The organism is Agrobacterium sp. LMR679, from assembly GCF_027157905.1.
Taxonomy (GTDB): domain Bacteria; phylum Pseudomonadota; class Alphaproteobacteria; order Rhizobiales; family Rhizobiaceae; genus Agrobacterium; species Agrobacterium leguminum.
This window is the reverse complement of the sequence record NZ_JAPVOJ010000001.1, coordinates 2,147,123-2,171,637: the sequence shown is the minus strand read 5'-3', so window position 1 is coordinate 2,171,637 and position 24,515 is coordinate 2,147,123. Positions and strand designations below refer to the sequence as shown.

Annotated in this window: 18 protein-coding genes and 1 pseudogene; 7 read left to right on the top strand and 12 right to left on the bottom strand. The window is 61.0% G+C overall.

Going from position 1 to position 24,515, the window contains the following annotated elements; all coding sequences use genetic code 11:
• Positions 1-115: 115 nt before the first annotated feature.
• Positions 116-1,009, bottom strand: a complete 894-nt coding sequence (locus tag O3W47_RS10035) for a helix-turn-helix domain-containing protein (protein WP_003521761.1) — start codon at positions 1,007-1,009, stop codon at positions 116-118.
• 217 nt (positions 1,010-1,226) lie between these two features.
• On the opposite strand from O3W47_RS10035, the gene O3W47_RS10030 reads away from it, so the two are divergent.
• Complete coding sequence (locus tag O3W47_RS10030) at positions 1,227-1,403, top strand: hypothetical protein (protein WP_174058825.1); 177 nt, start codon at positions 1,227-1,229, stop codon at positions 1,401-1,403.
• A gap of 154 nt (positions 1,404-1,557) precedes the next feature.
• Here the strand turns inward: O3W47_RS10030 and katG are convergent, their stop codons facing one another.
• Positions 1,558-3,729, bottom strand: a complete 2,172-nt coding sequence (gene katG / locus O3W47_RS10025; protein WP_269313612.1) for a catalase/peroxidase HPI — start codon at positions 3,727-3,729, stop codon at positions 1,558-1,560.
• A gap of 210 nt (positions 3,730-3,939) precedes the next feature.
• Here katG and O3W47_RS10020 point away from each other — a divergent pair, with 210 nt between their 5' ends.
• Positions 3,940-4,848, top strand: coding sequence for a hydrogen peroxide-inducible genes activator (locus O3W47_RS10020; RefSeq protein ID WP_269313611.1), 909 nt, complete (start codon positions 3,940-3,942; stop codon positions 4,846-4,848).
• A 63-nt stretch (positions 4,849-4,911) separates the two neighbouring features.
• Here O3W47_RS10020 and O3W47_RS10015 read toward each other — a convergent pair whose 3' ends face one another.
• The 3 genes from O3W47_RS10015 to O3W47_RS10005 all read right to left on the bottom strand — a co-directional run bounded on the left by O3W47_RS10015 (position 4,912) and on the right by O3W47_RS10005 (position 7,904).
• On the bottom strand, positions 4,912-5,790 hold the full coding sequence (locus tag O3W47_RS10015) for a DUF3313 domain-containing protein (protein WP_137454056.1): 879 nt from the start codon (positions 5,788-5,790) through the stop codon (positions 4,912-4,914).
• A gap of 108 nt (positions 5,791-5,898) precedes the next feature.
• The gene (locus tag O3W47_RS10010; protein ID WP_174046526.1) at positions 5,899-7,233 is read right to left on the bottom strand and encodes a sensor histidine kinase; all 1,335 of its coding nucleotides are present in this window, start codon (positions 7,231-7,233) and stop codon (positions 5,899-5,901) included.
• On the bottom strand, positions 7,230-7,904 hold the full coding sequence (locus O3W47_RS10005; RefSeq protein WP_059756216.1) for a response regulator transcription factor: 675 nt from the start codon (positions 7,902-7,904) through the stop codon (positions 7,230-7,232). Before O3W47_RS10005 ends, O3W47_RS10010 begins: the two co-directional genes overlap by 4 nt.
• A gap of 277 nt (positions 7,905-8,181) precedes the next feature.
• On the opposite strand from O3W47_RS10005, the gene O3W47_RS10000 reads away from it, so the two are divergent.
• Both O3W47_RS10000 and O3W47_RS09995 read left to right on the top strand, forming a co-directional pair.
• A complete protein-coding gene (locus O3W47_RS10000; RefSeq protein ID WP_269313610.1) occupies positions 8,182-9,342 on the top strand; it encodes an efflux RND transporter periplasmic adaptor subunit in 1,161 nt (386 codons plus the stop codon).
• Position 9,343: 1 nt separating this feature from the next.
• Positions 9,344-12,496 carry an efflux RND transporter permease subunit gene (locus tag O3W47_RS09995; RefSeq protein ID WP_269313609.1) on the top strand — a complete coding sequence of 1,051 codons (3,153 nt, stop codon included), beginning with the start codon at positions 9,344-9,346 and terminating at the stop codon, positions 12,494-12,496.
• 238 nt (positions 12,497-12,734) lie between these two features.
• On the opposite strand, the gene O3W47_RS09990 is transcribed toward O3W47_RS09995, so the two are convergent.
• Positions 12,735-13,277: an NUDIX hydrolase gene (locus tag O3W47_RS09990; protein WP_269313608.1), complete on the bottom strand. Its 543-nt coding sequence runs from the start codon at positions 13,275-13,277 to the stop codon at positions 12,735-12,737.
• Between the two features lie 113 nt (positions 13,278-13,390).
• Between O3W47_RS09990 and O3W47_RS09985 the strand changes: the two genes are divergently transcribed.
• The 3 genes from O3W47_RS09985 to ku (O3W47_RS09975) all read left to right on the top strand — a co-directional run bounded on the left by O3W47_RS09985 (position 13,391) and on the right by ku (O3W47_RS09975) (position 15,920).
• A complete protein-coding gene (locus O3W47_RS09985) occupies positions 13,391-14,035 on the top strand; it encodes a DUF47 domain-containing protein (protein WP_269313607.1) in 645 nt (214 codons plus the stop codon).
• A complete protein-coding gene (locus O3W47_RS09980) occupies positions 14,035-15,039 on the top strand; it encodes an inorganic phosphate transporter (protein WP_003521775.1) in 1,005 nt (334 codons plus the stop codon). Before O3W47_RS09985 ends, O3W47_RS09980 begins: the two co-directional genes overlap by 1 nt.
• An 89-nt stretch (positions 15,040-15,128) precedes the next feature.
• Positions 15,129-15,920 carry a non-homologous end joining protein Ku gene (ku, locus tag O3W47_RS09975; RefSeq protein WP_269313606.1) on the top strand — a complete coding sequence of 264 codons (792 nt, stop codon included), beginning with the start codon at positions 15,129-15,131 and terminating at the stop codon, positions 15,918-15,920.
• Between the two features lie 12 nt (positions 15,921-15,932).
• Here ku (O3W47_RS09975) and ligD read toward each other — a convergent pair.
• From ligD to O3W47_RS09945, 6 genes and pseudogenes are all read right to left on the bottom strand, one after another.
• Positions 15,933-18,424: pseudogene (gene ligD / locus O3W47_RS09970) on the bottom strand (DNA ligase D).
• Positions 18,425-18,427: 3 nt separating this feature from the next.
• Positions 18,428-19,261 carry a non-homologous end joining protein Ku gene (gene ku / locus O3W47_RS09965; RefSeq protein ID WP_104679976.1) on the bottom strand — a complete coding sequence of 278 codons (834 nt, stop codon included), beginning with the start codon at positions 19,259-19,261 and terminating at the stop codon, positions 18,428-18,430.
• Positions 19,258-19,545 (bottom strand): hypothetical protein, encoded by a 288-nt coding sequence (locus O3W47_RS09960; protein WP_269313605.1) that lies wholly within the window; start codon positions 19,543-19,545, stop codon positions 19,258-19,260. The genes ku (O3W47_RS09965) and O3W47_RS09960 overlap by 4 nt, the downstream gene beginning before the upstream one ends.
• Positions 19,546-19,587: 42 nt before the next feature.
• Positions 19,588-20,481, bottom strand: a complete 894-nt coding sequence (locus tag O3W47_RS09955) for an SDR family oxidoreductase (RefSeq protein ID WP_127757167.1) — start codon at positions 20,479-20,481, stop codon at positions 19,588-19,590.
• 203 nt (positions 20,482-20,684) lie between these two features.
• Complete coding sequence (locus tag O3W47_RS09950) at positions 20,685-23,024, bottom strand: bifunctional diguanylate cyclase/phosphodiesterase (RefSeq protein WP_269313604.1); 2,340 nt, start codon at positions 23,022-23,024, stop codon at positions 20,685-20,687.
• A 189-nt stretch (positions 23,025-23,213) separates the two neighbouring features.
• Positions 23,214-24,317, bottom strand: a complete 1,104-nt coding sequence (locus tag O3W47_RS09945; RefSeq protein ID WP_104680282.1) for a hypothetical protein — start codon at positions 24,315-24,317, stop codon at positions 23,214-23,216.
• Positions 24,318-24,515 lie beyond the last annotated feature (198 nt).

The window sequence follows — 24,515 nt, the reverse complement described above, 5'->3', positions numbered from 1 at the left end:
GTTTCATCTAGTCTGAAGTTGGCAGATCCTCGGGACAAGCCCGAGGATGACGTGGAGAGAGGCTCGAGGAATGCGCCAAACCGCTGATCATGGGCGGCGCAGGGTCGACCCGCTATCAAAGCAGCCGGTGCAGCCGTCGCCAGGCGGCGGGCGTGTTGCCCACGGACTGGCGGAAAGCCTTGGTCAGATGGGCCTGATCGGAAAAGCCTAGCTGGGCGGCGATATCGGCCACCGTCAGATCGCCTTCCAGCAGAAGTTTCTGGGCAGCATTGATGCGCCGCTCCAATTGCCATTGCAGCGGCGTCTTGCCGGTGGTCTGGCGAAATACGGTGGCGAACCAGCTTTCCGAAAGCCCGACAATATCGGCCATCTCGGCAACCGTCATACGGTCGTCGCCACGCTTTTCGACCTGGGCAAGAAGCTTGTTCAACTGCGCCTGCGTCAGCCTGCCATTGGCCTGCTCCGGCGAAGGGCCGGGAATATCCAGCAGGCCGGCAACGATGCTGCCGACGAGGCTTTCTGCATAGACGGCATGTTTCGAGGGTTCAGCCAGCTCATCGACAAGCAGGCCGGCAAGGGTTTCCACCGAGCCGATATCCTGTATCTCGACCGGACGGCGCAGCGCCGTCATCGCCGCCGAACTGCCGACCGAGGGCGACAGGAAACGCAACAGGCGATCCTTGTGAATATGCAGGTTGAGATGCGAGAACCGGTGCGTGGCGCTGCTGCTCGTCCACATCGGCACGCCGGCCGGCACATAAACCGCCCGTGTCATCGGCCGGGAATGGTTGGTAAATTCGCCGTTGCGGTTGGACATGCTGATGCGCGATGAGACATCGTTGAAAAAGATCATGATGCGCGGATCGGCGGCCAGATAATAACCCTTGGCTCCCATCTGGCTTTCCGCTTCCCAGAAAGCACTGACCAGCCCGTCGAACTGGCGCCACTTCACCGGCGCAGTGACGCTGATCCCTTCCGTGTGCCAGGTCATGGAATGCCAGAAACTCACTGCGGGTACCGTCCGGTTGTCGGGTCTGGGTCGGGTGAAATCAAAAGACGGGCGCATCGCGCCAGTCATCGCGTTCCGCTCCAATAACATGACTTATCAATTCATGTTAATAGCAAAGATCGTTATAAAATGAAACATTCGCTGCGGCGACCGCGCTGGAACCTCTGCTCATGACGGCCGTTGAACTCCTGACAGAAGTGCAACAACGGAGATTACCATGGACAGCAAGAAGGAACCGGGCGATTTCGCAGACAAGAAGCGCGAGGAGCACGGCCGTGGCGTGATCGTGGCTGGGCCGGACGCGCATGAAAACGAGAAGGACGGCAAAGCCCCGTCGCCAGACGCCGGAAAAACCCCGGCCGGCAAACCGGTTCCGTCCTCGGACCGGCGATAGGGAAACCGTCCTGCGCAAACAAGATAATGAGGCCTATAGGCGGCCAGCAATCTTTCGCCGTCACGGCAACCGTTGCGCCTTGGCGGTCGATATAACGCAAAACACCTCCCCGATTTCCCGGGGAGGTGTTTATTCTTAAACAGCCGGATTTTTCTTACAGAAGGTCGAAACGGTCGGCGTTCATGACTTTCGCCCAGGCGGCAACGAAATCCCGCACGAATTTCTCCCTGCTGTCATCCTGCGCATAAACTTCCGCATACGCACGCAGAATGGAGTTCGATCCGACGACGAGGTCCACACGGGTCGCGGTATACTTCGTCACACCCGTTCTGCGGTCGCGAATCTCATAGAGATTGTTACCGGTCGGAACCCAGGAATAGGCCATGTCGGTCAGCGTGGTGAAGAAGTCCGTCGTCAGAGCGCCGGGCTTGTCAGTGAACACGCCATGCGCCACACCGGCGTAGTTGGTACCGATGACGCGCAGGCCGCCGATGAGTACCGTCAGTTCCGGCGCGGTCAGGCCAAGAAGCTGGGCGCGGTCCAGCAGCAGCTCTTCCGGGCTGACGACATAGTCCTTCTTGATCCAGTTACGGAAACCATCCGCCAGCGGCTCCAATGGCGCGAAGCTGTCGGCATCCGTCTGTTCGGCGGAAGCGTCGCCACGGCCGGGCGCGAAAGGCACGGCGATATCGAAACCAGCCGCTTTCGCCGCCTGTTCCACACCGTAATTGCCGGCCAGGACGATCACATCCGCGATGCTCGCGCTGCTTTCACCGGCGATCTGTTCCAGAACGGACAGCACACGGGAAAGACGGGCGGGCTCATTGCCTTCCCAGTCCTTCTGCGGTGCAAGGCGGATACGTGCGCCATTGGCGCCGCCGCGCTTGTCCGAGCCGCGGAAAGTGCGGGCGCTGTCCCAGGCAGTCGAAACCAGATCGGCAATCGGCAGGCCGGAAGCAGCGATCTTGGCCTTGACGGCAGCGACATTGTAGCTCGTGGAGCCTGCCGGAACCGGGTCTTGCCAGATCAGGTCTTCAGCCGGAACATCCGGGCCGAAATAACGGGACTTCGGTCCCATGTCGCGGTGGGTCAACTTGAACCAGGCGCGGGCGAAGACGTCAGAGAAGTGGTCCTGATCGTCCTTGAACTTCAGCGAAATCTCGCGGTAGATCGGGTCGACCTTCAGGGCCATGTCGGCATCGGTCATCATCGGGATGGTGCGGATCGAGGCGTCCTCGACATCGACAGGCTTGTCTTCTTCAGCAATGGTGATCGGCGCCCATTGCGATGCACCGGCGGGGCTGTGCGTCAAAGTCCACTCATGCTTGAACAGCATGTCGAAGAAGCCGTTGTCCCACTTCGTCGGCTCGCTGGTCCACGCGCCTTCGATGCCCGATACCACGGTGTCACGGCCAATGCCGCGGCCCTTGGTATTGATCCAGCCAAGACCCTGATATTCCGGGCCTGCGGCTTCCGGATCGGGGCTGAGGTTGGCGGCGCTGCCATTGCCGTGCGACTTGCCGATGGTGTGGCCGCCGGCGGTGAGAGCCACGGTCTCCTCATCGTCCATGCCCATGCGGGCAAAGGTCTCGCGCATCTGCGCCGCTGTCGCCAGCGGATCGGACTTGCCGTTCACGCCTTCCGGGTTGACGTAGATGAGGCCCATCTGCACGGCGGCAAGCGGGTTTTCCAGCGTCTCTGGCTTGCTCACGTCGCCGTAACGGCCGTCGCTTGGCGCCAGCCATTCCTTTTCGTCACCCCAATAGGTGTCCTTTTCCGGAGCCCAGATATCTTCGCGGCCGAAAGCGAAACCGAAGGTCTTCAGACCGGCGACGTCGTAGGCAATGGTGCCGGCGAGCGCGATAAGGTCTGCCCAGGAAATCTTGTTGCCGTACTTCTTCTTGATCGGCCACAGCAGGCGGCGGCCCTTGTCGGTGTTCACGTTGTCCGGCCAGGAATTGAGCGGAGCAAAACGCTGGTTGCCGGTGTTGGCGCCGCCGCGGCCGTCAGTCACACGGTAGGAACCGGCCGCATGCCAGGTAACGCGGGCCATCATGCCCACATAGCTGCCCCAGTCGGCCGGCCACCAGTCCTGGCTGTCGGTCATCAGGGCGCGCAGATCGGCCTTCAACGCTTCGACATCGAGCGTCTTCAGGGCTTCGCGATAGTTGAAGGAGGTGCCGAGCGGATTGGTCTTGGTATCGTGCTGATGCAGAATGTCGAGGTTCAGCGCATTCGGCCACCATTCGGTTACCGATTTACCCGAGGCCGTGTTGCCTCCATGCATGACAGGACACTTGCCAGCCGGTTTTGAAGTTGCGTCCATTTCGCCCTCCGATGGGTTTAACAATTAAACGAAATAATCAATTCGACATGTGCAGCGTGGGAGCCAGAGCCAGCGGCAGGTCATGGAAAAACCGTGCAGCGACGCTGGTAACCTCTCACAGCTACAGCTTCTTTCTGTCATGAAGATGACTAACAGCCGGGTTCCATAATTTCCAATTGTATATTCTAAAGGCTGCGATATGCTGAGCTTATGATTGCGCTCTCCATGAAACATCTCCGTTATTTCGACGCTCTGGCCAAGATCGGCCATTTCGGCCGGGCGGCGGAGGCATGCGCCATTTCCCAGCCGGCGCTGTCGCTGCAGATCCGGGAGCTGGAGGAACTGATCGGCGCGCCGCTCGTCGAACGGAGCAGCCGCCAAATCCGGCTGACCGCGCTTGGCGAGGAATTCGCCGAACGCACCCGCTCGATATTGCGTTCGGTGGATGAGTTGCAGGATCTGGCGCGGGCGCGGCATGGGCCGCTCAGCGGCCGCCTGCGCATCGGCGTCATTCCCACCGTCGCGCCCTATCTTTTACCACAGATTATCAAGACACTCACGCGGCATTATCCCGGACTGGAGGCCCGCCCGCGCGAAGCGGTGACGCAGAAACTCATCGAGGACCTTCTGGAAGCCCGGCTGGACATGGCGATCGTCGCCCTGCCCGTCTCGGAGCCGGCGCTGGAGGAGGTTCCGCTGTTTTCGGAAGAATTCATTCTGGTGCGGCCGATGGAGGATGCGGGCATGCCGGTGCCGAGCGCCGACAAACTGGGCGAAATGCGCCTGCTGCTGCTCGAAGAAGGCCATTGTTTCCGCAACCAGGCGCTTTCCTTCTGCAGCACGACCAATGCACCGCCGCGCGTGCTGATGGAAGGTTCCTCGCTCTCCACCCTCGTGCAGATGGTCGGCGCCGGCATCGGCGTCACGCTCATTCCGCAGATGGCCGTCGATATGGAGACACGTCAATCCACGGTCTCGGTGTTCCGGCTGGCGGAACCGCGCCCGTCGCGCACCATCGGCATCGTGTGGCGCAAGAGCAATCCGCTCTCGGCGCAATTCAGCCATATCGCCGAAATCGTCCGCGAATGCGGCCTACAGAAACTTGGTATAGCGTCATAGGAACGTAGGTCGGATGATCGCGCGCGCCGCAACGCGCGCGATTCACAAATCTCGCGGCCGCCCCTATCGCGACGCGGCCTTTGCGTGTCTGTCGGTCCATTCGGGTGGCGCACCGAATTTGTCAGCCACCATGCCCTGCAGGCCGCGCGACCGGCCATAGGCATCGCATTCGACATATTTCGGTTTTCCACCCAGGGCGGACCGGATTCGATGGCCGGAGGGGATAGAGAGGTTCAGCCCGTCGGAGACCTTGCCTGTCACCAGAATGCGCGAGAAGTAGTTGGAGAAATCGGCCGCAAGCTCGTAGGCATCTCCGATTTCCGAGACGCGGGCGTTGCCCGTGATGGAATTCGCGCCCTTGGACCAGACGGCTGCGGCGCGCTGGACGCCGGTGCTGTCCACCGCCTCCGCCTCGACAGCGAGGCCGCCGAGCCCGAATGGAAGACGCGGCACGCTGACCGGCAGGACGAAGCCGCTGCCGAGCGTCACGGCCGTCGATACCCCGGCCATGGTCTTGTCGGTCGGCACCAGATCGGTGATGACCGTGCGCACCGTCATGTCCGCCGGCTGGCCCAGCGCGGCAATCCGGTATTTATCGCTGAGCGCCACGCAGATGGCGCGATCCAGCGCATTCGAAACAAGGACACGGTCCTTTTCGGATGTGACCCGCGACGAGGCCGCGAAGGAGAAAGTGGTTGGCACGATGGCGACGGTCTTGACCCCGGCCAGTCCGTTGGCATCCACGAAGGTGCGCGATTTGGTGAACTTGCCCTTGACCGGGCTGAGTTGCGCATAAGAGGTCAGCGTACCGCCTTCCTTGAGCGGCACGGACGTGCAGCCGGACATGATGATGGCAAAGGGCAAGGTGGCGAAGGCGACGCCGCGACTGCGGGAGGCCCTGTCGCCGGAAGCCCGGGCAAACAGACTGCACTGTTGTTTCACTGCACGTACTCCAGTTGGGATGGTTGATCCTGTGCCCCACACGGTACGACAGCGAAAATTGCGGCAACATTACAATTGTCCGCCCCTGAAATCGCGCGCAACGCAGGATCAGAAACGTAACCGGAAGGTGCTTCCGAAGGCGCTGCTATCCAGAAAGATTCGCCCGTTATGGTTGGCGACGATCTGCTTGACGAGGCTGAGGCCAAGGCCCGCCCCGGTGCTGCGCGGCGTAACGCGATAAAAAGGCTCGAAAATCCGCTCCCGCTGATCTTCGGCTATACCCTGTCCCTCATCGGAAACCGCGATCTCGCCACTGGCGAGAATCGAGACGTGGATCATCCCCCTGTTCCCGCCATGGTCGATGGCGTTGCGCACGATGTTGCTGACGGCGCGCGGCAGGGTGAACGGGTTGCCCAGTACTTCATATCGAGCGATCTGCGTTTCGAAGGAGATATCGTAGCCCGCCGAAAGCGCGAGCGGCGCGAGATCGGCAACGACGGTGCGTACCGTCTCGACGAGGTCCAGCGTTTCGCGCCGGTCGTTCACCTGATCGTTTCTTTCGAAGGCGAGAAGCTGTTCGGTGGTCTCCCCAAGCCGCGCGACATCCTCCATCAGACGTTGCTGCTCCGGCCCCGGCAAGCCCTCTATCCGGGTCTGCATGATCGCAATCGGCGTTCTCAGCTCATGCGCCGCATCGATGAGAAAACGCTGCCGCGCCCGAAACTGCTCTTCGAGCCGTTCGAGTATGCCGTTGAAGGCAAGGATCAGGGGCACCACCTCCCGCGGCACATCCTCGACCGGAAGCTTCGAGCCCGGCCGGCGCGGATCGATCTCGGGAGCCTTTTTGACTACGGAACTGAGGCCGGCGAGCGCCTCGCGCACGATGCGGGGAACGGAGAAGAACACGGCGGGCAAGATGACAGCCAGGAGGGGAACGTAAATCTTGTAGGTTCCGGCAAGGAGCGTCAGAAACTGCCCCCTCATATGCGTGGTTCCGCCGAACATGACCCTTACGGAACCCCACTTCGTCTCCATGCTTTCAACCAGGGCGACCTCGGAGATGCCCTTTCCTCCGCGAATATCGGCATCCGTCAGCAAATGCAGATACGGCGACAATTCCTCATAAACGGCGGGTACGGCGCCATAGCTCGCCACCCGCCCGTCCAGCGTGGAAGCCACGAACCAGAGCGTTGAGTTCTCCGCCTTCAGGGCCTGCAATGCCGGGCCATCGGTAACGACCAATCCTTTTTGCGGATCGAGCGAAAGCGACTCATCAAGTGTCGCCGACAGGTCGTCCCAGAGCGCAATATTTGGCGAAAGCATCGTCATGCCGTAAAAGCAGAGGCCGATGATGACCACGGCAATCATGGCGGAGACGACGACGCTGAGCTGCCAGCTCAATTTCCACCACAAGGACGAGTTGGAGATGCCCTGCGCTTTCATGCCTCTTCCTTCAACAGATAACCGATGCCGCGAATATTGTGGACGCCAACGCCTGCGGAGGCATCGAGCAGACGTTTGCGCAGCCGCGATATATGCGCATCGAGCGCATTGGACTGGATCTCTTCCTCGTAATTGTAGACGGCCGCCTCAAGCGTGGAACGCAGCACGGATTTGCCCTTGCGCTTTGCCAGCGCGACGAGAACCGCAAGCTCGCGCCTTGGCAGATCGAAAGGAACGGAGTTGATCGTGACGCTGAGATGGAGCGGATCGATAACGATGCGGCCGGCTGTGATTTCGGCCGGCGCAAGGTTTGCCGGCCTTCTCAGAACCGCACGCACCCGCGCCAGCAGCTCACCGACGAGAAACGGCTTGCCGAGATAGTCGTCGGCGCCGCCATCCAGTCCGGCGATGCGGTCTTCCGGTTCGTTCAATGCCGTCAACAGAATGATCGGCGTGTCGATGCCGGCGTGGCGCAGCTGCGGAATGAAGGCAAGCCCCTCCCCGTCCGGCAGGCGGCGATCAAGCAGAATGGCGTCATAGACATGCTGGCGCGTCAACTCCATTGCATCGCCGAGCCACATCGTATGGTCGATGACGATGCCCTGCCTGCCGAGCGTCGCCGTCAGCGCATCCGCCATTGCCTTTTCGTCTTCGATCAACAGAAGTCTCATGCGTCACCGTCCCTTCGCATTCCCTTGTCTGCCAGAAAGGTTGCGGCAGTATTGCGGCAAAGAAGACGCCACAGCATTTCCAACCCGCCGCATAACGGTTTCCCCTCCGAAAAAGGCATGAAATCAGGGCGATGGAACATCAGACCCTGCTGTTTAAGCAGCTGCGTTCGCAAGGGTAATGCTGCTGCAATTATGGACGCCTATCCAGATGCCATACGCCTCAAGAGAGGCAATGCGACCGCCGGAGCTGCGGTCCCGGTATGGAAAGGATTTCAGCATGTGGGTGAAGAGAACCATCAAGGCGGGGATCGCGCTTGCAGGTTGCGTTCTCGTTGTCACCGCTCTCGATCCGGCGCGGGGCAGCGTCGATGCGAATGAGCGTGTCAAAGGCATCGTGAACGGGCTCGTCGAGACTGCCGCGATGAGCCCGGCAGGCACTCCGTTCGAACTGACGGCCGCAGAGACGGCGAAGATCGGCACGCGCCCGATGGCGGAGCGGCTTGGCATCAGCGGCGAGCTTCAGCCCATCACCCGCGTGGTGATCCGTGCCCGTGAAGCCGGCAAGATAGTCGAGATGAATGTCCGCGACGGAGACACGGTGCAGGCGGGCAAGCTGCTCGTGCGTTTCGAAACCGATGAGCTGCAATCGATGCTTTTGCTGCGGCAGAGCGACCGGGATGCGGCCGAGGCCGAGCTGATGCTGGCAATGCAGGCCCTGACGAGAACCGAACAGCTTGCCCTGAAAAACATCGCTTCGGCGGAACAGCTCGACAAGGCGAAGAGCGATGTTGCGGTAAAGACGGCAAGGCTCCAGAGCCTTTCGGCGCAGGCGGATATCGCCCGCCTCGCCCTTCGCAATGCCGAAATCCGCGCGCCCTTCGGCGGCACCGTCACCCGGCGGCTGGCCGAGGCGGGATCGCGTGTCGGCGCGGATGGCGAGCTTCTCACGCTGGTCGATACCAGCGTGCTGGAGGCGAAGGTTCTTGTCGCCACGCGCGATGTTCCGCGCGTCGCCCTCGGCCAGACGGCGGAACTGGAGATTGACGGCCTTGGCGGTCAGATCGTCAAAGGCACGGTCGACCGCATCAGCCCGGTTGCCGAAGACGGCACCCGTTTCGTCGCGGTCTATCTGCGGCTTGCCAATCGTGACGGCCGGCTGTGGGGCGGAATGTTCGCCAGCGGATCCATCCTGCTGCGCGAGAAAAACGATGCGCTCGTCGTTCCCGCCATCGCGCTGCGCAAGGATGAGACCGGTTACCATGTGCTCAAGGTGCAGGACGGCCATCTTCGCCGCCAGACGGTCACGGTGGGAGCGCGCTGGAACGGCGGCAACCTGATCGAGATTGCCGCCGGGCTGCAGGATGGCGAGACCATCCTGACCGTGCCGCTTCCCGAATTGCGGCCCGATATGGCCGTCACCGTCGACAAGGCAGGCTGAAATGTTCCTGACCCGCATATCCGTTACCCATCCCGTTTTCGCCACCATGATGATGGTCGCGCTTCTGGTCATGGGCGCCTTCTCGCTGCAACGGCTTGGGCTGGACCAATATCCCAATGTCGACGTTCCCGTGGTCGTGGTCGTCACCTCTTATCCCGGCGCGACACCGGAGACGGTGGAAACCGAGGTGACACGGCCGGTCGAGGATGCGCTGAACGCCATTGGCGGTCTCGATGAGGTCACCTCCACCTCCTATGAGGGGCGCTCCGTCGTCGTCGCGAAATTCAAGCTTGAGGTGCGCAGTTCAGCCGCCGCACAGGAAGTGCGCGACAAGATCGCCGCCATCGAGGCGAATTTTCCGGAAGACGCCAAAAAGCCCGTCATATCGAGGTTCGATCCCGCCGCCGAGCCGATCCTGTCGGTGGCGATCAGTTCGACGTCGCTCGATGTGCCCGCCCTCACCAGCCTTGCCGACCAGAAGGTGGTGCGGCAGTTGACGACGGTTGCCGGCGTCGGCCAGGCAACGCTGGTCGGCGCCCGCAAACGGCAGATCGATGTGACAATCGACGAGACGCGCATGCGCGCCCTCGGGATCGGCATCAACGAGGTGGTGAATGCGCTGCGCACCGGCAACAGCAACAGCCCGGCCGGAAGCGTCGTCGATCCCGTCTCCGAACGCACGATCCAGGTGCAGGGGCGTATCGAGGAGCCGCAGGCGCTGCCGGATATGGTCGTGGCAAGGCGCGGCGGCGCGGCCATTGCGCTTCGCGATGTCGCCACGCTTTCCGAGGGAGCGGCCGATGCCGAAAACCGCGCCCTTTATAATGCCCAGACGGCACTGGCGATCGACATCGTCAAGGTTCAGGACGCCAATACGGTTCAGGTCGCGACCGATGTGAGGAAGCGCCTCGATGCGCTCAATGCCGAGCTTGCCCCGCAGAACGTGCAATTGCGCATCGTCACGGATTCATCGATACCGATCCGCGAATCCGTCAACCAGGTACAAACGACGCTGATCGAAGGTGCGGCGCTCGCCGTCGCCATCGTCTTCCTGTTTCTAAATTCCTGGCGCAGCACAGTGATTACCGGGCTGACATTGCCGATAGCAATCATCGGCACGCTCGCAGTGATCCATTTCCTCGGCTTCACGCTCAATACGCTCAGCCTGCTGGCGCTGACGCTTTCCATCGGTATTCTGGTGGATGACGCCATCGTGGTGCGCGAAAACATCACTCGCCATCTCCACATGGGCAAATCCCACCTGCGTGCGGCCCTCGACGGCACCAATGAAATCGGGGTTGCAGTAATCGCAACAACGGCGACAATCGTGGCAGTCTTCCTGCCGGTCGCCTTCATGGACGGCATTGTCGGCCGGTTTTTCTATGAATTCGGCGTCACCGTTTCCGCCGCCGTCCTGATTTCGCTCTTCGTCGCCTTCACGCTCGACCCGATGTTATCAAGCGTCTGGTACGATCCCGACGCCCAGCCCGATGCGAAGCGCGGGCCGGTAGGCCACCTGATCGCCCGTTTCGACCGCGGCTTCGAATGGATGGCCGGGCAATATCGCCGGGCCATCGGCTGGACCCTGCGGCACCGGCTCGTCACCCTGCTTGTCACGTCGGGCATCTTTATCGGCAGCCTGTTCATGGTGCCGCTGGTCGGCACGGAATTCGTTCCGAATGCCGATGAGGGCCGCTTTCAGGTCAATATTACCGCGCCGGTCGGCTCCTCACTGGACTATACGACAACGAAAGTGCGGCAGGTCGAAAAGGCGCTGAAGGAATTTCCGGAAGTCGAGACGCTTTATTCCACCGTCAATACCGGCGGCGCCGCCGGCAAGCATCGCGCCGCCATATTGGTGGGGCTGGCGCCGCTCGACATGCGGAGCCGAACTCCGCTCTCCCTTGCCGAACCGGTTCGCAAACGCCTGTCAGCCATACCCGGCATAGAGGTCACGATCCTGCAGAATGGCCTTGGCGGCGGCGAAAGCCCGGTGCAGCTCAGCATCCTCGGCGACGACCGGGCGGTCCTCGAAAAAATCGCCACCGGTCTGGTCGAAGACATGAAGAAAATCCCCGGCCTCGTGGATGTGACCTCCAGCGCCAAGGATGTGACCTCCATTCTTTCGGTCCGCCTGAAGCCTGCGGCGGCGAGCGATCTCGGCATTGCCCGCTCCGATCTTGCCGCAGCGCTTTCCCCCCTCATCGGCGGCGAGGATGTGTCGAAATGGACGGATGCGGACGGCAACAGCTACGATATCGTCATCCGCCTGCCCGTCGAGCGGCGGTCCGACGCGGCAGGTCTCGGTGAATTGATGATCGCGACCGGCCGCACGGCCGCGAGCGGCGCGCCGCTGATGGTGCGTCTCGATCAGGTCGCCGATATCGGCATCATGCCGGCCCCCGCCGAAATCCGCCGCATCGACAATCGCCGCGAGATACTGGTTTCGGCCAATATCGCCGGCCGCACGCTTGGCGACATGACGGCGACGTTGCAGGGGCTGACAGCCGGCCGTGACCTGCCGAACGGCTATCGCATCCGCTTTGGCGGTGACGCCGAAACCATGCAGGAGACCATCGGCCACATGGTCACGGCGCTTACCATGGCCGTCATCTTCATCTACATCGTGCTCGCCTCGCAATTCGGCAGTTTCATGCAACCGCTCGCCATCATGGCGTCCCTGCCGCTTTCGCTTGTCGGCGTCCTCATCGGGCTGATGGTGGCCGGCAGTACGATCAACATGTTCTCGCTGATCGGCTTCATCATGCTGATGGGCCTCGTGACCAAAAACGGCATCCTGCTGGTCGATTTCGCCAATCGCGAGCGGCGGCGTGGGCTTTCGCTGAACGAGGCGCTGGAAAATGCCGGCGTCATCCGCTTCCGGCCGATCATCATGACGACGCTTGCGATGATCTTCGGCATGATCCCGCTCGGTCTGGCCGTCAGCGGTGGCGGCGCGCAGCGTGCGCCGATGGCCCATGCGGTGGTTGGGGGCCTCATCAGTTCCACGCTGCTGACCCTGATCGTGGTGCCGACCATCCTGTCCTATATAGACAGCATCGTCAGGCGTTTCGCCCGCCTGTTGCCGAAAGCGCCGGACGAAACGGGGCATTCGAACCATCAGGCGCAACCTTCCCAAAAGCAGCCGGCCTGAAAAGGCCGGCTTTGCATCCATAGGGCTGCCGTCACCTCAGCAGGAGAATGGCGGCCGGCCCCGCCAGAAGCACGGCGAGGACGATGATGGGATGGAGATAACGCAATAAAGAGCGGAGAGCGGGACGACATGGTTTCATGCAACGGCACCTGACGACAATCATCAGGCAAGGTTGGAGATGGCCCATTGCGGCGGCATTACAGTCCTGGGCACAGGAGCGGATGCCGGACGGGTGCGGTTACGGCCTCTCGCTGCCCTGGCGCTTCTTTTTGCCCTTCGGACGAAAATCGACAAGAAGCGACTTCAGTTCAATATCGCGAACGCGCCTTGCCGCCTCATCCGGGCGCACCCATTCCAGCAGGCGTTCACCGCGTTCCTTGAAACTGGTTTCCGCCTCCGTCACCTCTATCTGGAACACATCGACCATGCAGGGAACGACATCGCCATTGTCGAGCATCTTGAGATAGGTATAGCGGCCAACCGCATTCTTTTTCACCCGGCCGCGCACGCCCGCCTCCTCCCACGCCTCGATTGCCGCCGCCTCGTGCGGCTTCTTGCGTTTCATCGGCCAGCCGCGCGGAATGATCCAGCGTCCGCTGGTACGGGACGTGACAAGGAGGATTTCGACATCCTCGCCATTGCCGACATAACGGAAGCAAAGCGCGGCATATTGCTGCCGGAAAGCGCCGGTGAAGAGCTTTTCCGGAACCGCAGCAAGCTGCTGGAGCAATGTCAGTGCACGAGCCGGGCGGGTTTTCCGGCTTTTCTTGGTGGGTTTCATATCCGTTGATAGTGCTGATTTTCCGGGTTGCATCAATGCCCCGCGTGCATTTATGACAGTTTTATGACAATCACCCCCCACAACTAATAAAGCGCCATTGAGGGCCAATTCGCATGATGAGTATTTTTCGCAAGCTGATGCCGCGCGAGGACCGTTTCTTCGACATGTTCAGCAAACATTCCGAAACCGTCATCAAAGCGGCCGAGGCCCTTGACCAACTTTTGAGCGGCGTCGACGTCGAGAAGAACTGCGACCTCATCGTCGCCCTCGAACATCAGGCGGACGACATCACCCGCGAGGTGCTGCTCGCCGTCAGGCGCAGCTTCATCACCCCCTTCGACCGCGGCGACATCAAGGATCTCATCCAGTCGATGGATGACGCCATCGACATGATGCACAAGACCGTCAAGACCATCCGTCTTTTCGAGCAAACGGAATTCGATCCGCTGATGAAGGAAATGGGGCATGAGATCGTGCGCGCCGCCGGCCTCATCGCGGAAGCCATTCCGCTTCTCAACAAGGTCGGCACGAATGCGCATCGCCTGTCATCCATCGCCGAAGAGGTGACCCGCGTTGAAGGCCGCTCCGACGAACTTCACGATCAGGGTCTCAAGGACCTCTTCCGCCGCCACGGCGCAAGCGGCAATGCCATGGCCTATATGATCGGCAGCGAGATCTACGGCGAACTCGAAAAGGTCGTCGACCGTTTCGAGGATGTGGCCAACGAGATCAGCGGCATCGTTATCGAGAACGTCTGATGGATGTCGCACTTGCCCTGCCGCTGCTAATCGGCCTTATCGCCATCGCGCTGTTCTTCGATTTTCTGAACGGTCTGCACGATGCCGCCAATTCCATCGCCACCATCGTTTCCACCCGTGTGCTGCGCCCGCAATATGCGGTCGCCTGGGCGGCCTTCTTCAACTTCATCGCCTTCCTGTTCTTCGGCCTGCATGTGGCCGAAACGCTCGGCACCGGCATCATCGATCCGGCCATCGTATCGCCGCAGGTGATCTTCGCGGCGCTGATCGGCGCCATCGTCTGGAACATCGTCACCTGGATCTTCGGCATCCCCTCCAGCTCGTCGCACGCGCTGATCGGCGGGCTCGTCGGTGCTGGATTTGCGAAGGTGGGTTTCAATTCCATCGTCTGGTCGGGCCTGCTGAAGACCGTGGGCGCCATCTTCATGTCGCCGGCCATCGGCTTCTTCCTCGCCCTGCTTCTGGTGCTCACCGTCTCCTGGCTGTTCGTGCGGCAGACGCCGTTTGCCGTGGACCGCACCTTCCGCGTCATGCAGTTCATCTCCGCCTCGCTTTATTCGCTGGGACACGGCGGCAACGACGCGCAGAAGACCATGGGCATCATTGCCGTGCTGCTCTTTAGCCAGGGACATCTCGGCGAGAGCTTCTACGTGCCCTTCTGGGTGGTGATTTCCTGCCAGTCGGCCATGGCGCTCGGCACGCTGTTCGGCGGCTGGCGCATCGTCCACACGATGGGATCGAAAATCACCCGGCTGAACCCGATGCAGGGTTTCTGCGCCGAAACCGGCGGTGCGCTGACGCTGTTCGGTGCGACATGGCTCGGCATTCCGGTCTCCACCACCCACACGATCACCGGCGCCATCGTCGGCGTCGGCGCGGCCCGCCGCGTCTCGGCGGTGCGCTGGGGCCTTGCCGGCAATATCGTCATCGCCTGGATCGTGACCATGCCGGCGGCTGCGCTGATCTCCGCCGCGGTTTACGGGCTGACGTCTCTCTTCGGCTGACGCTCCATCCCTGCCCCGATTTGCCGCTCCTCCCGGAACAAAAGCCACCCCGTGGCTGTTGTTCCCGGGGACCAATGCGGATCGCGGACATGGCACGACAGGTTTTCTGGAAGGGTTATCTCAAGCTGTCACTGGTGACGGCCTCCGTCTCGCTGACGCCCGCGACGACGGAAGGCAACAAATACACCTTCCACATCCTCAATCGCAAAACCGGCAACCGCGTCGAAAGCCGTTATGTCGACAGCATCACCCACCGACCGGTCGCCGCCAAAAACCAGGTAAAAGGTTTTCCCCGCGCCGAGGACGATTACGTTCTGCTGGAAGATGACGAGATCGATGCGGTGGCGCTGGAAAGCACCCGCACCATCGATATCAAGACCTTCGTGCCGAAAGGATCGATCGACTGGATCTGGTACGACCGTCCGCATTTTCTGCGCCCGGAAGACAAGATCGGCACCGAGGCCTTCAGCGTCATTCGCGAGGCCATGAAGGTGAACGATGTTTTCGGCATCGCGCGCCTCGTAATCTACCGTCGTGAAAGGGCTGTGCTCCTCGAACCGTCGGGAAAAGGCATCATCCTGTGGACGCTGCATTACGGCGAAGAGGTACGCGAAAGCATCGACGCGCTGGAGCCGAAGATGAAGATCGACAGGCCGCTGCTGGAGGCCATGGAAAAACGCATCGGCAAACAGGTAACGGGTTGGAAACCGGCTTTGGTGCAGGACCCCATTCAGAAGAAGATCAAGTCCCTGCTGAAGACCAAGGGCGAGGAGGTCTCCTCCTCGCAAAAGAAAACCGGCACGAAGGCCCGCACCGGCGGCAATGTCATCAACATCATGGATGCCCTTAAGAAAAGCCTTGCTTCCGAAAAGAGAAGCTGAGGCTCGATGCCTTCAGCGGGCCTTTTTCGGAAGCGGCTCGGCAGCGGCAAAAAAGCCGTCCCACGGGTCTTTTTCAGCGCGGAAAGACGCGCACCGATATTGTTGACGGTGAAATGGGCCGGGCCGATCTCGGCGGTGAGTTCCGACCATTCGAGCGGCGCTGAAATGGCGGCTCCCGGCCGCGCACGGGTCGAATAGGCCGCAACCGCCGTATTGCCCCTGCCATTGCGCAGATAGTCGATGAAAATGCGGCCCTGCCGTTTCGCCTTGGTGGCGACCGAGAGATATTTCTCCGGCTCGGCCTTCGACATATCCGCCGCCATGGCCTTGGCGAAGGCCTTGACCGGGGCCCAGCCCGCCTGCGGCTTCAAGGGTGCGACGACATGCAACCCCTTGCCGCCCGACGTCTTCACGAAAGCGGCAAGTCCGGCCTCTTCGAAACGCCGCTTCAGTTCCAGCGCCGCTTCGATCACCTCTTCCCATGCCACATCCTCGCCGGGGTCTATATCCATGGTGATCATGTCCGGCTTTTCCCAATTGGCAGTGGTCGCACCCCATGGGTGGATTTCGAGCGCGGCGGATTGCACGAGCGCCATCAGGCCATCGAAATCGGTGATGCGGATCAGCGGTTCGCCGCCCTTGTCCTTGGGATCCCGGATCTGCTCCACGGCCTTGTTGATGCCGCGCCAGGCATGTTTCTGGAAAAATCGCTGCCCCTCTATGCCCTCCGGGCAGCGCAACAATGCCAGCGGCCGGTTGACGACAAAGGGCGCCATGTGCCGCCAGACCTGCGCATAATAATCGGCAAGCCCCTCCTTCGTCACACCGTCCTCCGGCCAATAAAGCCGGTCCGGATGGGTGAACTTGATCGTCGATTGCGGCCCCTGGGTATCGGACACGGCCTTCTCCTCGCGTTCGATTTCTGCTGCGGGCTTGTCTTCGCGCAGCCCCCGGAAGGAGGCGTGACGCAGATTGCCATCTCCAGACCACGCACGAAACTCCACTTCAGCGACCAGTTCCGGCTTGACGAAATGAAGATCGCGGCGGGCAAGCGCGGTGAGTTTCTCACCGAACGGGCTTTCCTTGCGCTCCAGCGGCTTCAGCCGGCCAAGCAGCATCTCCGCTATTTCGCCCGTATAACCCGTCCCGACACGGCCGACATGGCGCAGCTTGCCATTTTCATAAACGCCGAGCGCCAGCGATCCGATGGAGTGGTCCGATGTCGAGGAGACGGTATAACCGCCGATGACGAATTCCTGTCGCATCGAGCATTTGGATTTTACCCATTCGCCCTTGCGGCCCGAAACATATTTGCTGTTTTTGACCTTGGAAATGACGCCCTCGAGGCTGAGCCGACAGGCATGGTCGAGGACAAGCGCGCCGCTTTCCTCGAAATGCTGGCTGTAACGGAGATGGGGGTCACCCGCCGGCAGCAGCTTTTCGAGCAGCGCCTTTCGCTCGCTCAATGCCGCACCGCGCAGATCGCTGCCGTCGAGATAAAGAAGGTCGAAGGCGTAAAAGACGAAGCGGTCGCTGCGCCCTTCGCTCAGATCCTGCTGCAAGGCGGAGAAATCGGAGGCCCCGCTGTCGCGTTCAACGACGATTTCGCCGTCGATCAAAACCGTTTCCACCGGCAGCGCCGTGAGAGCTCCTGTCACGGCCCGGCCGAATTTCTCCGTCCAGTCCAGCCCGCTGCGGGTCAGCAGTTGAAGCTTGCCCTGATCGACGCGCGCCTGCAGACGATAGCCGTCAAATTTGATTTCATGCAGCCAGCGATCTCCGTTGGGCGGTTTCGGCTTAAGCGTGGCGAGCGCCGGCGGCACGAAGGATGGCATGGCCAGTTTGCGTGCGCCTTTGGGCAGCGCATGCGCCTGTTTCCTGCCGGAGGCAGAAGCCACGGTCTTTTTCGATACTGTTTTAGAGTTCCAGGTATCTTTCGGTTTGGCCGCAACTTCCTCGACGCTGCGCCCGGTCTTTACGGATTCTGGCCGTTCTTCGAGAATATCTGCGCCGCCCTTGTGCCTCGCCTCCTCGTCATCGCCTTTGATCAACAGCCAGTTCTCCCGGCTTTCTCCGGGCTTTCCATGCATGCGCACCAGATGCCATCGGCCTTTGAGCTTTTCGCCTTCCAGTTCGAATTCCAGATGGCCTTTGCGATAACCTTTCCGTGCGTCACCGATCGGCTGCCAGGTGCCGCGATCCCAGACGATCACGGTGCCGCCGCCATATTGTCCTTTCGGGATGACGCCCTCGAAATCGCCATAGCTGAGCGGATGGTCCTCGACATGCACGGCAAGGCGCTTGTCCTCGGGATCGAGGCTCGGGCCGCGCGTCACCGCCCAGCTTTTCAGCACCCCGTCCATTTCCAGCCGAAAATCATAATGCAGACGGCGGGCATCGTGTTTCTGTATCACGAAGCTCGAGCCCTGCTGTTCGGCCGTCGTCCCTTTGGGCTCCGGCGTCTTGTCGAAACTGCGCTTGGCGTTATAGGTCTGCAATCCCATGGATCAGCTCGCTTTCCGCGGGGCCTTGCGGCCCGCTGCCGTCGCCCTTTTCCTGCTGCCCGCTTCGGCCCCGGCGCTGCGACGCAGGGCCTCCTTGAGATCAATGATATTGTCTTCCTTGCGCGGCGGCGGCCTGGCGATTTCCCGACCTTCGATCTTGGCTTTCACGAGTTCTGCGAGTGCATCATTATACCGATCGCTGTAGTCTGCCGGGTCAAATGTGCCCGCACGCTTTTCGATGATGTGACCGGCCAGCTCCAGCATTTCCTCATCGAACTCGATATCGGGGATCGACTTGAAGACGGATGTCTGCGAACGGACCTCGTAGCTGAAGTTCAGCGTCGTAGCGACGAGAGCCTTACCGCTCGGACGGATCAGCAGGACACGGTTGCGCCGGAAAAGCACCGCTTCGCCGAGAGCTGCGACATTCTCGTCGTCCATTGCCCTGGCAAGAAGCGTAAGCGCCTCTTCGCCGCCTTCCCCACTCGGCGCGAGATAATATGACTTGTCAAAATAAAGCTTGTCGATCTCGTCACAGGGCAGGAAATGCCTGACGCTGATGACCTTGTCGCTTTCCGGCATCAGCTTCGCAATCTCGTCTCCCTCGATGACGATGTGGTCGCCATTGTCCAGCTCGTATCCCTTGACCTGATCCTCGCGGAGAACCGCGTCGCCGGTATCGCTGTCGACATATTGCCGCTCGACGCGGTGGCCGGTCTTGCGATTGACGATATTGAAAGAGATTTTCTCCGCCGAGGTCAGCGCGGAATAAAGGCCCACTTCGCAGTTGAAATCGGCAAAGGCCAGATGGCCTCTCCAGCTCGCTCTCCGGTTCATGTCCGTCGTCCCTCGTCATCGCTGCGGGAAGACATGTCTCCGCGTCGGCCCTTGGCCAGAATGCGCTCGATGGCGGGCACGTCCGCCTCCGCCAGAACCGGCACCGGATCGGACGCCATGGCTTCCAACACCTCCGGCGACAGCCCGCCATTGCGGATAATCCATTCCATGGCCTCGCGGGTCTGCCGCTCCGCCTTCAACTGCGCATAAAGCGCCAGTATGAGCCGGTCGCGAACATCGAAGCTCTTCAAACTTCTGTCTGAACGTTCTGCCTGCCGTTTCATTTCGAAATCCTCAAAGGCCCATCCGGAATTGGCGACATCGCCTCAGGCAATGCCCCTGCCGCCGGTCACACCATAAACCTCGCCATTGATGAAGCTTGCATCCTGCGACGCCAGCAGCACGTAAACGGGCGCCAGTTCCACCGGCTGTCCCGGGCGGCCGAAATCGCTGTCCTTGCCGAAATTCCTCACCTTCTCGTCCGGCTGGCCGCCGCTTGGCTGAAGAACCGTCCAGAACGGGCCGGGGGCGACGGAATTGGCGCGCACGCCCTTTTCGATAAGCTGCTTTGCAAGCGCTTTCGTATAAGCGACGATGCCGGCTTTCGTGGTGGCGTAGTCCAGCAGGATGGCGGAGGGCTCATAAGCCTGTATCGACGCTGTGGTGATTACCGACGAGCCCGGCTTGAGATGAGGAACCGCCGCCTGCGCTATCCAGTGCAGTGCGTACAGATTGGTCTTCATGGTAAGATCGAAATCGACTGTCGATAACTCGTCGACGCTTTCTCGATATTGCTGCCTTGCCGCGTTGACGACCAGAATGTCCAGCCCGTTGAGATCGCCGGCCGCTTTCTCGACCAGTTCGCGGCACCAGGCCTCGTTGGTAATATCGCCGGGCAGCGCGACCGCCACGCGGCCCTCCGCCTCGATGAGCGCCACGACCTCCTCGGCGTCGGATTCTTCTTCCGGAAGATAGGAGATCGCCACATCCGCGCCTTCCCGCGCAAAGGCGATGGCAACCGCGCGGCCGATACCGGAATCGCCGCCGGTAATCAGCGCCTTGCGACCGGCAAGCTTGCCGGTGCCCTTGTAGCTTTTTTCGCCATGATCGGGGAAAGGCGTCATATTCGTCACCAGACCCGGCATCTCCTGGGTCGGTGTCGAAAAGGGCGGGCGCGGATATTGGCTGCGTGGATCCTGAGGCTCGAGGCGGTCTGTCATCGCGGTCTCTCCCATCGATAGAGGTGCATCCGAGGCGCGTTCAGGACAGGCAATCGAACTATCCCGTCATGCTGATCGCCGGTGTCGCCGGGGTAACCGCGGCATGGACGCGCCATACGCAAGCCTAACGATCTGCCGTCGCTCTCGTTCCATGGGATGTGGGAAAGGCGGGGCGACGGCGTCTGCGCCGTCACCTCTTTTTATCAAACGGAATGTTTCTTCCGTGTGGTGGCGCTGACGACCTGAGCAGGCGCGACATCCGGTTTGCCGAACAGGTAACCCTGCGCCTGCGCGCAGCCCTCGTCGACCACCATGCGATATTGCGCATCCGTTTCAATTCCCTCCGCCGTCACCGGCAGATCGAGGCTGCGGCCGAGGCCGATCACCGCGCGCACGATGGCGCGGGCATTGTCATCGTCGCTCATGGCGGCGATGAAGCTGCGGTCGATCTTGATCTTGTCGAAGGGGAAGCTCTGCAGGTTGCTGAGCGAGGAATAACCCGTGCCGAAATCGTCCATGACGATGGCGACGCCGAGCGCCTTCAACTGGTTGAGGATGATCAACGTCGCCTTGCGGTCTTTCAGAAGCGCGGCTTCGGTGATTTCCAGTTCCAGCCGGTTGGGCGAAAGTCCGGTCTGCATCAGCACGGTGCAGACGACATGACCGAGATTGGCCAGCGAAAACTGCAATGGCGAAACGTTCACCGCGATCTTCAGGTGCGGCGCCCAGCCGGCCGCCTGACGGCAGGCCTCGCGCAGCACCCATTCGCCGAGCGAGATGATGATGCCGCTCTCTTCAGCAATTGGAATGAAGACATCCGGCGGCACCACGCCCCGTGTCGGGTGCTGCCAGCGCACCAGCGCCTCGTAACCGACGACCTGGCCGCATTCGACCGAAAGGACCGGCTGATAATTCAACAGCAACTCGTTGCGATTGATGGCAAGCCGCAGATCCGTCTCGAGCTGGCGGCGTTCGCGCGCCTCCTGATCCATCACCGGATCGTAGAAGGCCAATATGCCGCGCCCGCCCATCTTGGCGCGGTAAAGCGCCAGATCGGCGGCGTGCATGATGCTTTCATGGTCCTTCCCGTCCCGCGGGAAGACGGCGATGCCGATGCTGACGCCGACGGAGGTCGGATCGTTGGCAACATTCATCTTCAGCGCAAACATGCCAAGGATCGTCTCGGCCAGCAGGCGCGCCTCTTCCGCTTTGGTGTGCCGGGCAGTCAGGATGACGAATTCATCGCCGCCGAGACGGGCGACCACATCGCCTGCCCTTGCGCATTCATCGAGAATGGCGGCAACCTTTTTCAGAACGCGGTCCCCTTCGGCATGGCCGAATATGTCGTTGACCGCCTTGAACCGGTCGAGGTCGAGCGCCAGCAACGCGAATTCGTCCTCCTCGTCGCAATGCTCGATCTGCTGGTGAAGACGGGTCTGGAACATGGTGCGATTGGAAAGGCCCGTCAGAACGTCGTGACGGGCGAGATATTCGATTTCCCGCTGCGCTTCGCGCTTTTCCGTCAGGTCACGGATAGCCATTACCTCGCAGGGTCGGCCGCGATATTCGATAGTGCGTACGCCGAGCTCGAATATCTGCGCCTGCCCGGCGAGCTCGCGAACCGCCTCCACCGGTGCATGGCGCGGCAGATAAGCGGGCTGCCCGTCGATGGCCTTGAAGAGATCGTCGGGGTTTTGTCCGACCAGCGACGCTTCCTCCCGGCCCAGAAGGCCGGCAAAGCGGGTGTTAAGCTCCACGATCCGCCCATCGCGGACAACGGCGAGACCATCGAGCGTCGCATCCACAAGACCCTTGAGATCGACAAGGTAACGATCCACAAGAGCGGCGGCGGCAGTGGTGGACAGGATCAGGAACGTGACGCCGGAAATGGCGCAGATCATGATCAGCCGGGCGACATTGTCGGGGTCCGGCCCGGATACGGACGGATCCGGCGAAAGCACCGTGGCCGACATGGTCGTGAAATGCAGCGCGCAGATCGCGAAGATCGCCGATCCGGCCGGCGCGGCGATGCGCTGCCAGGAGCCGAGGCGGCGAAAAAGGAAAAAGGCGAGGAGAAAAGACGCCCAGGCAACCGCAAAACCACCCAGCACCGGCCCCCACCGATAGCTGATCGTGGCGGCGACATCCATCCCCGCCATGCCGACGAAATGCATGACGGCAACCGAGAGCATGACCAGCGTGCCGACGACCACCGGGCTGTAAGCGGCCTGCGAGCGGCTGGTGAGCGCCAGCCAGAAACCGAAAACCGGAAGAACCGCCGAAAGAGCCGTGAAGGCGAAATCATAACCGATCGGGACGGCGCCCTTATAGGCGAGCATGGCGACGAAATGCGTGGCCCAGACGCTGAGCCCTCCGGCAAAGGCGGCAACCAGCACCCAATAGGGCTTGCGGCCAGCCGGACTTTCCTCCGCACGCAATAAAAGATGAAAAAAAGCAAACATGCCAAGCAGGCAGATAACAGCCGCAAGAAGCACGACCGCCCGGTCGTGTTGTACGACAACGCATTCCAGAACCGTGAACATGACGCACTCTCCCAGCCTCTGAAGAACCGCTCACGGTGGCACTATGGGAGTGGTTTATTTATAAATCTCTAATGCAACTAATGATAAATGTAACGATCTGTTCTGCAACGTACAGAAAGGAACGGGCCGCACGCGGCGGCCCGTAAGGTTTTTCGCGTGCGGCGCGACGGGGACCAAAGGAAAAGCCGTTTATTTCCAGCTTCGATAATCGGCTGCGGTGCATCCGAAAGGCGCCGGGCCATCGGCGAAACGCTCCTGCAGACGGGCGCAACCCCACTCGTTGAGCGCTGCCGGCAACATGTTGTTGATGTCCATTCCGGGCGAGTTGAACTGCGACGGAGCGCTCGTGACGTACCACAGCCAATAACCGATAACCGCGACGATGATGACAGCCACGATGGCAACGAAAGTCCCCAGTCTGCGCAGGAGGCCCGGTCCTTTCTTTATCGCCGAGGCCTGGGCCGCTGCAGCCTCCTGTGTCTCACGCGCGACCAAGGGGGCAAGCGATGTCAGAGCTTCCGCCCGCTCCTGCTCCGTAAGGTCGATCCGTTCCAGCTGATCATCGAGCAGGACCGGCAAGGCGCTGTTTCCATGCAGGACCGCGAGCGCCACATCATGTTTGCCGGTATGGCCGACGACAACGGGAATGCGACCCCGCTCCAGATGCGTGAAGGATTGCCGCTTGGTTTTATCGTCCCTTACCGTATCGGCATAGGTGACGAAAAGACGGCTGCGTTTTTCGGCAACCGCCGTCAGCGCCACCGGAATGACGGTCAACGGTGCGGGTTTGCGCAGCTGCAGGCGAACCCGCAGGACACGTATAAGCGTGAACAGCATCGCCAAACTGCCGAAACCGAGCAGGGCGACGAACACGCCGAGCGTGATGATGCGGTTCCAGAGCATGTCGAGACCCAGCGAAATCGTTGCGAGTTCCGGGTTCTTCGCGGAAATGACCAGCCCGGTTTCATAATCGCCGGAATGGAAATCGACGAACATGACCTCGACATCCTTCCTGTAGCTCACACCCGCATGGTCATAGGAAAGGTCCGCCTCACAGGTCGTGAAGATTGCCTTGCGGGTCTTGCAGCTGCCGCTGATATCGCCGTTTTCAATCTCCAGCGGATCTTTGCTGATCTGATAGTCGCGCAATATGCCCGGGCCTTCGGCGACGAGCATGACGACCGTGATGACCAGAAGCACCGGAATGGAAAAATAATAGGCTGCCGGCACTGAAATGACGCCACGTTTGAGGCTTAGCGGCCGCGACGGAAGTTTTATCTGTGCAAGGTTCATGGTCGTCAACGCATTCTTCGGGAGGTGGGTGAGCGGAGTTCACGACTCTCGCCCGACGGAAGGAATAGTGATCGGACGATCTAACCCGATGAACTCCTTGAGAAAACCCCCGAAATTCCGGGATAATGACGATAATTCACCGCCTCGGCCGGGCTTGCCGCCTGACCGTGAATAAAAACGGGCGGTAAAACCGCCCGT